This is a genomic window from Acinetobacter lactucae, from assembly GCF_013344765.1.
GTDB classification, from domain to species: Bacteria; Pseudomonadota; Gammaproteobacteria; order Pseudomonadales; family Moraxellaceae; genus Acinetobacter; species Acinetobacter lactucae_A.
On the sequence record NZ_JABVBF010000177.1, the window covers coordinates 1 to 6,964 of the forward strand.

A 6,964-nucleotide genomic window follows, 5' to 3' on the forward strand; every position below is an offset into this window, starting at 1 on the left:
AAATAAAGGTGAATAAATGTCGAATATTATTTTGCATCAATGGGAAATTTCTCCATTCTGTCAAAAAATTTCAAGGGCTTTAAGATTCAAGGGAATTCCATTTGACACAGTTAACTACAACGGCATTCTTGGAGCGAAAGTTCCTCTGTTAAGTAAGGTCGGCAAAGTACCTGTCATTGATTATAACGGGCAACGGATTCAAGACAGTACTCGAATTGCTCGCTATCTAGATGAAGCCTTTCCAGACACACCTCGGCTTTACCCTGAAGATCCAAATCAAAAAGCTCTTGCTGAACTTTGGGAAGATTGGGCAGATGAATCTCTTTATTTTTTTGAAGTTTATTTACGAGTCAATGACCCTGAAGCTTTAAAAGAAGCCATTCGTATTAGTAGCGTTGGCCGCCCAGCCTATGAAAAGCCTATGGTAAAAGGTTTTATTTTGGCCGAATTGAAGACACAGCTTTTCTTTCAGGGACTTGGTCGAATGAAAGCTGAACATGTTGAAGAAGAGTTTATAAGGCATCTCGACCGTATTGAGCAGGTTTTATCACAAAATGAATGGTTGGTTGGAGACAGCCAAACCATTGCAGACATTGCTGTAGTTGCTCAACTCGGTGAAGTGGTCCGTACCAGTAAAAAATTTAGTAAAGAAATTTTGAATCGTCCGTTTATTGCATTATGGTATAAAAAACAAACAGGGTGAAATGTCTATGACATCGGCAACACTAGATAAAACACAAGATTGTGCAGTTGTTATTGGGGTCGGGGCATCACAGGGGATTGGTGCAGCTGTGTGCCGTCTTTTCGCCAAAGAAGGCTTAAAAGTTTATGTTGCTGGACGTACTTTCCAAAAAATTGAAGCAGTCGCTGCCGAAATCCATGCCAATGGGGGCAATGCTGTAGCGTTCCGTTTGGATGCAGAAGATATAAAGCAAGTACAGGCCTTGTTTGACACTATTACCAGTCAAAATGAGCGGATTACTGCTGTTATTCATAATGTGGGAGGGAATATTCCTTCCATCTTTTTACGTAGCCCATTGTCGTTTTTTACTCAAATGTGGCAATCCACTTTTTTATCGGCTTATTTGGTTTCTCAAAGCTGTCTAAAAATCTTTAAAGACCAAAACCACGGTACGCTTATTTTTACTGGAGCGAGTGCGTCTCTACGCGGTAAACCTTTTTTCGCGGCTTTTACCATGGGTAAATCCGCTTTAAGAGCGTATGCCTTAAATTTAGCTCAAATTTATAAATCACAAGGCATCCATATTGCTCATGTGATTATTGATGGAATGGTCGATGGCGATAGAGTGAATAAAGCATTATTTGGTTTGGGGCGTTTAGCTCGTCTTACGCGGGGTACAGGGGGGCTTAATATTGATGCAATTGCAGAAAACTATTGGATGCTTTATCAACAAACTCCGAAGCTCTGGACACATGAGCTGGATTTACGCCCTTATCAAGAAAAATTTTGAGAGACTAAAATGCTAAAAAAAATATTTCAAAGGTTTAAAAAGAAGCAGGGCTGTGTTGTGGTCGCAGGTCATGACCTACAATTGATCGAGCGTGATTTTGTCATTCTAGATAAAAATGCGCACTTTCCATTACATCTTTATCAAGTTGTACATGATTCAGCCGCACAAAAAATGAAAATTCATTCTATCAATGATGGAGTGACAGCAGTCCGTTTAAATTTGGTGAATGCAAATCATTTAAAATGTTTAGTTCGTTATATTTCTAGTCACGGACACACGATTGAGCTCTGTGTCTTTCAGCCAAGTTTCTCATCTTCACCAAATATCCAAGCTTTATCTCTAGAAGAAATTGAACACAATTGGCAGGCCACAGGTTTAAGTGCTGTGAGTGTAGCGCAAGCTGTGATTAAACCGATGTTGAAACAGCAGCGGGGCACCGTTATTTTTCTTGGTGCACCTTCCATTCATTCGACTCAGTACGATGTGTTAAGCCAAAGCATGTTTGCGGGTGTTCGTGCTTTATCTCAGTCATTAGCAAGAGAGTTCCAACCTAAAGGCATTCATGTCGCCTATTGCATGGTTGAAAAATGGGAAGGGCATAACCAGCACTTTACCTCATCTCTTAAGCAAGTCTGCCAGCATATCTATCACCAGCCTGATTCGGCATGGAGCCAAGAACTTAGCCTATCTTAAAATTTTACTTTCATATGTTCTTGAAATACAGTACTGAGCTGGAATGATGATAGAACAATAATTTCGATAGGTTTTAAATGAAAAAAATTAAAAGTGCTCAGCCAGCAGTTAAAGTGGTTTGTACGTTAGCAGCTGTCGTGTGTATTTCTTCAATAGCGCAAGCTGCACAATACACTCAAACTGCCCGTTTAGTTAACGAGCGCTTATCTTACATGAAAGATGTCGCGGGTTATAAAGCAGAGCAGCATTTACCGATTGAAGATTTAACTCAAGAAAAGAAAGTTCTGGATCAATCACTTTCTGAAGCTGAATCTTTTGGCTTAAATAGCGAAACAGTAGAGCCATTTATTGTGACGCAAATGAATGTTGCCAAAGCCATTCAGTATCGCTATCGCGCAGATTGGTTGTCGAGTCCTGAAAGCAATTGGAAGCCTCAAGATTTAGCAGAAGTACGTTTAAAAATTAGTACGCTAAACACGGAACTTCTAAAAAATATTGCCGATGAACTCAAGAAAAATAACAACAAAGCACCTTATGGCTGTAGCTATATGTGGCCTGTTCAACATCCACAAATTAAAGAAGCCGACAAAAAGGCTTTATGTGTGGTATTAAATAAAATTAAGTTAAGAGAATGAAAAACAATAATTATTTAACTGTTTTCTAGCCAATATCACATTGACACCCAAAACCGCTCCGATTATCCTTTGCCTGCTGGCCACATTGCCAGTCGGTTTTAGCAGACCGTTTTCATCTAGGACATCAAAGAAGCAATTTTTTGGTGTCGAACTCGTTCGTCTCCCTTCGTAGCGGTAGGACGGAGGAGGGACGCCCTCGGGCGTGCCGGTTCCTAGATGACTGGTCTGCTAACCCTTCTTCGTTCTGCCACCATAATCATTTAGCAGTGATTTGGCAGAACTTCTATTTCATCTAGGAGTCCGCTATGCGTACTAATTCTTTTTCTTTATTGGCCTTTGCCAAAGTCTCTCTATTCATACCATCCAACAGAACTTTAAAAAGGTTTAATCGACTATAGGTTTTTTGCACCTTAAGAATCGTTACGACTAAAAATCATAGCAACAATAAACCTGAGATAGGTGAGCACACCTTTTTTTGTGCTGCTTTTGCATGCCTGTTTTTAACGCTCAATTTAAGAGTGACGGTATTTTTATCTCATTTATAGACAACAAAAAATTATTTTAAACGGTATATCTATGCCAAATTTAGAATCTTCATTTAGAGCATTACGCGTGCTCCACGCGGCAAAAGATTTATTTAATCAACATGGGTTTTACATCGGGGTTGACCGAATTGTTGAGGAAGCCAAAATTCCCAAAGCCACTTTTTATAACTATTTTCACTCCAAAGAAAGGCTCATTCAAATGAGCTTAATCTTTCAAACAGATGCATTAAAACATGAAGTGTTTTCGATTATTCATTCGTACCGTGAACTTATGGCATTCGATCAGCTCAGGAAAATTTTCTTTTTTCATGCAAACTTAGAGGGCTTTTATCGTTTGCCATTTAAAGCTATTTTTGAAATTGAAAAGCTTTATCCAGCAGCTTATAAGGTCGTCAGCGACTATCGAAATTGGTTCATAAATGAAATTTATAAGTTGCTTTTAACCGTAAAAGCGACCGCTACAGTTGAAGATGCTTACATGTTTTTGTTTGTGATTGATGGGGCAATGGTTCAGCTTTTAAGTGCAAATAAGATCGATGAAAGAGATAAGTTGTTAGAATATTTTATGTCGACGCTTGTGTAGTTGATCAATATTCTAGTGTTGAATGCCTATAAAAAAGCCCTCCGAAGAGGGCTTTTTTCAACTTAATTGAGCTTTAAAAGTCAAAAGAAGTTTGTAGATAGAAAGTACGTGGCAATCCAACATACTTACCGCCCGTAGAGTCTGTTGAGCGCGTAAAATACTGCTTGTCAAAAACGTTTTTGATTCCACCAGCGATTTTTAAACCTTTAACTTGTGAACTTAAGTCATAAGAGGTACGTAGCGCAAAAGTGGTATAACCTGGAATGTCTCCGTATTTACCATCAGCAGTTTCTTCTGTTTGATAAACATTACTATCAGGAAGGTCCGGTGAATGCTGCTTAGACTGCGCAAACATGTCAGCATTTAAAGACCACTTGTCCACGGTATAACCTAACCCAACATTACCCACATGACGTGAGTAAAACGGTAGGTCTTTATCTTTAAATTGACCCGCTTCTGCGACTGCTTTTGTGAAAGTATAGTTTCCATATACTTTTAAGCCTTCTAACGCATCTGTTAATTGACCGAAATCATAGCTAATACCCGTTTCGATACCTTTATGACTGGTTGCCCCTAAGTCTGTCCAGATTCCGTTATTACCAGCATCACGTACCAATGAAAGCTCTTTATCAAAGTCTAGGTAGAACACCGTAAATTCGGCATTTAGACCATTACCTAGATATTTGGTTCCAATTTCATAGTTATTCGATTTTTCAGGATGTAAGCCGTCGGTTGTAGCCGTCGCGGTGGTTCCTTCAAGACGTGCCAATTGGCTGTATTGCTGTGGACCAAACGATACACCAGCATTTGCAAATATATTCCAGTTTTCATTTGCCGAGTACATCACAGATAAACTTGGCAAAAATTCGTCTGAATCAATTTTTGGATAAACTGTATTAACTTGTCCTTTGTTATAACCCGTGAAGTTATTATGGGTTTCAATTGATTCGAAACGAACACCCGGTGTAATCGTCCAACGGCCGAGTTCCATACGGTTATCAATATATACCGCATGTGCTTTGGTACCGCCTTCGCTGCTACTACGTGGCGCAAAATCTGGCACTGATGAACCAGCTGCATAAGATGCCGTACGTCCAGCAAATTCAGAACTTTCTTCTTTTAAGTAGCGATAGCCCACGGTTACTTCATTTTGAGTATTACCAAGTTGATAAATACGAGAGTAACGCGGTTCAATCGCATAGACTTTATAATCGCGTGGAGCAGAGTCGAGTCGTTTTTGCCCATTCGCTAGTGTAGTCTCAAGATTACTTGTACGGAAAGAATCGATGTAGTAACTCAAAACTTCGAAGTTATTTTTTTCATCTTTATGGTTATAACGTAAAGAGACATCAGTACGACGACCTGCAAAATAGTTTTTTTCACCCGAAGACTGATAAGGGTTTTCAGCATATTGCGCCTGAGTTAAACCCTCTGGCATTTCTCCTCGACCTTCATAATGATGCAAATTTAAAGCAACCGAGTCTTTATCATTAAATTGATAAGCAGACTTTAACATTACATCATCGATGTCAATCTTGTTATTTGCTTCGCGATAACCATTCCCTTTAGTCCCTGAATATAAAAGGGCAAGGCCTAAACCATTATCTAAAGTTCCCCCCACAAATAAATTAGGGCTGAGCTTTACTTGGTCAGTACCAGATGCATATTCTGAAGTTAGGCTAACAGTTCCACTAAAATCTTGAGGAATTGATCGGGTCGCAAAGTTAATAATTCCGCCGACGTTTTGAGGCCCAAAACGAACAGATCCAGCACCACGTACAACGTCAACTGATTCAATATTTCCAATTGAAACAGGAGCTAAAGATAGCTGTGGCTGACCATAAGGTGCAAATGAAAGCGGAACACCGTCTACTAAAACTGTTGAACGAGGTGACAGGCGAGATGCTAAACCACGAACCCCAATATTGAGAGAAACATCACTACCGCCTGTTCCACTACTGTCTTGAGCCTGAACTCCAGGAATTTGTTTTAACGCTTCTCGAATTGAAGTTGCAGCTGTTTCATCTAAACGCTTACGGTCAATAATAGTTCGAGCACCAGCATGTTGGTGAACAGTTTCTGCATTTGCTTCTTCTAGCCAATTGCCTTGTGCCTTAATGGTAATGGTTGGTAATGCACTGGTAGTTGTATCTTCGGCATGTGCAGGAACTGCTAAATAAGTACAAGCGAGTCCAATTGCATAGCTAAGCGTAGAAACTTTGAACTTAAAATTTGGGAGTGAAAGAGCAGATGAGCGGTCCATGTTGATGTATCGAAATCCTAAACGATAATTATAATCATTATAGCGGAAAAGTAACAAAATTTTATAAATGTAATTTAATTTTTTAGGAAAACTGAATATAGCTTTTATCAAATCATTTTCGCAGAACAGCCCTCCGAAGAGGGTCTGAAATCTATCTAAAAGTTGGCTTATCTAAGATCTTGTAGACCTTTTCTTTATATACATCATTAGAGATAACGCCTTTATCTCGCTGTTGTTTTAACGATCTAAACTGCTGGTCACGAATTTCTCTTTGAATATTTATATTGTCATGCTTTCTAATGTAGTAAAGGCTACGTTCGTGAGCACTCATATTCACAATGTCATCAGTAAACGCAGAAGACTTTGTTTCATTTTCTTGATATTGTTTTGCGATTTCAAAAAAATCTACATTTTGATTATGATGGGAATTAAATGAATTTTGTTGTTCAGTAAGCTTCTGGTCTTGGGAGTTTGCGTTCACTTCAAGCATGCTTTTATGTTGATTAAATTTAGGCCGATTATATTCTGGTTCCGTTTGAAATGTGTTTGTCTCAGCAAAAGCTACAGGGGAAAAAAGCCAAATATTTAAAAATAAAAAAGTTAATGAAAATCTATTCATTTCTTTTGAAATCCAAATGAAATTGAGTAAATTACTGTATTGTAACATTGAAAATTATTTTTTGAAGGTTTGGCTTTAAGAGTACTTGAACAACTGGTAAATAATAAAGTGACGTATAGTACTATACTTGAGACGATATTGATGACTTCAAATA

Annotated in this window: 7 protein-coding genes; 5 read left to right on the top strand and 2 right to left on the bottom strand. The window is 38.6% G+C overall.

Annotation, left to right across the window (positions count from 1 at the left end):
- The first annotated feature begins 16 nt into the window (after window positions 1–16).
- The 5 genes from HUN22_RS14495 to HUN22_RS14515 all read left to right on the top strand — a co-directional run bounded on the left by HUN22_RS14495 (window position 17) and on the right by HUN22_RS14515 (window position 3,928).
- The gene (locus HUN22_RS14495) at window positions 17–703 is read left to right on the top strand and encodes a glutathione S-transferase family protein (RefSeq protein ID WP_174730709.1); all 687 of its coding nucleotides are present in this window, start codon (window positions 17–19) and stop codon (window positions 701–703) included.
- A 7-nt stretch (window positions 704–710) separates the two neighbouring features.
- Entirely contained in the window at window positions 711–1,472 is a 762-nt protein-coding gene (locus HUN22_RS14500; protein ID WP_061874047.1) for an SDR family NAD(P)-dependent oxidoreductase, read from the top strand.
- Between the two features lie 9 nt (window positions 1,473–1,481).
- A complete protein-coding gene (locus HUN22_RS14505) occupies window positions 1,482–2,165 on the top strand; it encodes an SDR family NAD(P)-dependent oxidoreductase (protein WP_174730712.1) in 684 nt (227 codons plus the stop codon).
- A gap of 77 nt (window positions 2,166–2,242) precedes the next feature.
- Window positions 2,243–2,800 carry a chorismate mutase gene (locus HUN22_RS14510; RefSeq protein WP_174730715.1) on the top strand — a complete coding sequence of 186 codons (558 nt, stop codon included), beginning with the start codon at window positions 2,243–2,245 and terminating at the stop codon, window positions 2,798–2,800.
- A 576-nt stretch (window positions 2,801–3,376) separates the two neighbouring features.
- The gene (locus tag HUN22_RS14515) at window positions 3,377–3,928 is read left to right on the top strand and encodes a TetR/AcrR family transcriptional regulator (RefSeq protein ID WP_174730717.1); all 552 of its coding nucleotides are present in this window, start codon (window positions 3,377–3,379) and stop codon (window positions 3,926–3,928) included.
- A gap of 73 nt (window positions 3,929–4,001) precedes the next feature.
- On the opposite strand, the gene HUN22_RS14520 is transcribed toward HUN22_RS14515, so the two are convergent.
- Both HUN22_RS14520 and HUN22_RS14525 read right to left on the bottom strand, forming a co-directional pair.
- Window positions 4,002–6,191 (bottom strand): TonB-dependent receptor family protein, encoded by a 2,190-nt coding sequence (locus HUN22_RS14520; protein WP_174730720.1) that lies wholly within the window; start codon window positions 6,189–6,191, stop codon window positions 4,002–4,004.
- A gap of 151 nt (window positions 6,192–6,342) precedes the next feature.
- Window positions 6,343–6,858, bottom strand: a complete 516-nt coding sequence (locus tag HUN22_RS14525) for a hypothetical protein (protein ID WP_174730723.1) — start codon at window positions 6,856–6,858, stop codon at window positions 6,343–6,345.
- Window positions 6,859–6,964 lie beyond the last annotated feature (106 nt).

Excerpts from the sequence above, each read along its gene's own strand:
- HUN22_RS14505 (WP_174730712.1), top strand. The coding sequence starts at position 1,482 with ATGCTAAAAAAAATATTTCAAAGGTTTAAAAAGAAGCAGGGCTGTGTT.
- HUN22_RS14515 (WP_174730717.1), top strand. The coding sequence starts at position 3,377 with ATGCCAAATTTAGAATCTTCATTTAGAGCATTACGCGTGCTCCACGCG.
- HUN22_RS14510 (WP_174730715.1), top strand. The coding sequence starts at position 2,243 with ATGAAAAAAATTAAAAGTGCTCAGCCAGCAGTTAAAGTGGTTTGTACG.
- HUN22_RS14500 (WP_061874047.1), top strand. The coding sequence starts at position 711 with ATGACATCGGCAACACTAGATAAAACACAAGATTGTGCAGTTGTTATT.
- HUN22_RS14495 (WP_174730709.1), top strand. The coding sequence starts at position 17 with ATGTCGAATATTATTTTGCATCAATGGGAAATTTCTCCATTCTGTCAA.
- HUN22_RS14525 (WP_174730723.1), bottom strand. The coding sequence starts at position 6,858 with ATGTTACAATACAGTAATTTACTCAATTTCATTTGGATTTCAAAAGAA.
- HUN22_RS14520 (WP_174730720.1), bottom strand. The coding sequence starts at position 6,191 with ATGGACCGCTCATCTGCTCTTTCACTCCCAAATTTTAAGTTCAAAGTT.